Annotated in this window: 1 protein-coding gene; it reads right to left on the reverse strand. The window is 62.0% G+C overall.

Annotated elements, in window-relative coordinates; genetic code table 11:
• Positions 1 to 37: 37 nt before the first annotated feature.
• Entirely contained in the window at positions 38 to 1,408 is a 1,371-nt protein-coding gene (locus O7A61_RS32185; protein WP_442921140.1) for an IS1182 family transposase, read from the reverse strand.
• Between the last annotated feature and the right edge of the window lie 36 nt (positions 1,409 to 1,444).

Genomic DNA, 1,444 nt, shown 5'->3' on the forward strand with positions numbered 1-1,444 from the left:
GGATGGCGCAGGAGGCACACCGGGTGGTTCTTGGGCCTCAGGCGAAGCCGGTTCTTGGCTTTGGCCACTGGCAAAGGGCGATTTTCTTGATGTTCTGCGCTGCGGCTGCAATCAGGCACTGGCAGGCGACGCGAACGTGACTTCGGAAGCGGGCGTAGCGGTGGCCATGCAGTTGCTTGGCATCCGCGAAGGAGCGTTCGACGGTCTCCTTACGGCGGCGGTAGACAAGCTTGCCCCAGCCGGTCAAGCGATTGGCGTCGGTGCGCTCTCGCGCATCTTGCCAGACATGGCGGGTGACGGTGCGTGTGGCGGCGGCATTGGTCGTGCAGGAGGCCCGCAGCGGGCAGGTTTGGCAGATGGCCGGATCGCTCCTGTATTGGCGGTAGCCATTGCGATCGGTGGTGGCATAGCTGAGAAGCTGGCCTTGCGGGCAGCGATAGCCATCCAGATCCGGCTCATAAGCGAAAGCGCTCTTTCTCATCATGCCCGGCTTGGGCGGTGTTGGATTGCGATAGCCGGTGACGCCGAGGATGTCGCGGTCCTCCAATCCCTTGGCGATGCCAGCGGTTGCGTATCCCGCATCGAGCCCAACCGCTCCCACCTGGAAGCCAAAGCGTTGGCGCTGCCGGTCGAGGCGTGAGAGGTAGACGATCGAGTCGTGCACATTGGCAGGTGTGGCAAAAGTGTCGGTGATGATGGCATGGGCAGCGTCCACCGTGCGGTGGTCGAGATAGAAGAAGCCCTTCGGTTTGCCGTCGCGCACCATATAGCCGCTGTCGGGGTCGGTGCGCGAGACCTTGGTCTGCTTTTCGACAGGCTGACGCTCCTTGTCCTTCAGCGGCTTCTTGCCATGCTGAGCGCGGTCTTCCTGGATCGCGGCATCCAGCGCCTCCCAGTAGTCGGCGCGCGACTTGGCCACCACCGCAAGGTCGTATTTGCCTTTGTTGGCGTTGGCCTTGAGATGTGTCGAGTCGGTGTAGAGCACCGTGCCGTCGACAAGCCCATGCCCGATCGCCTGCTCCACGATCCTGTCGAAGATACCCTGCGCGATGGTCTCGTCCTGATAGCGCCGGCGCCGGTTCTGCGACAGCGTCGAGGCGTCGAATACCTTGTCCGTCAGCTTCAGCCGCAAGAACCAGCGATAGGCTACGTTGACCTCGATCTCGCGCACCAACTGCCGTTCCGAGCGAACCCCGAACAGGTAGCCGATGAACAGCGCCTTGAACATCAAGGTCGGATCGAGCGGCGGCCGGCCATTGTCGGCGCAGTACAGCGGCGCCGTCAGCTCGTGGATAAAGGAAAAGTCGATCACGCGGTCGATCTTGCGCAACAGATGATCAGCCGGAACAAGCTGATCCAACGTCACCATCTCGAGCGCGGTCTGTTCAGGGGCGGGTCGCTTCAACATGACCCAGTGAATCAAAAACCCCAGGCAAAAGCCAGG

Source organism: Mesorhizobium sp. Cs1321R2N1, assembly GCF_037179725.1.
Taxonomy (GTDB): Bacteria; Pseudomonadota; Alphaproteobacteria; order Rhizobiales; family Rhizobiaceae; genus Mesorhizobium; species Mesorhizobium salmacidum.

Coding starts and splice junctions, on each gene's coding strand:
- O7A61_RS32185 (WP_442921140.1), bottom strand. CDS start 1,408: ATGTTGAAGCGACCCGCCCCTGAACAGACCGCGCTCGAGATGGTGACG.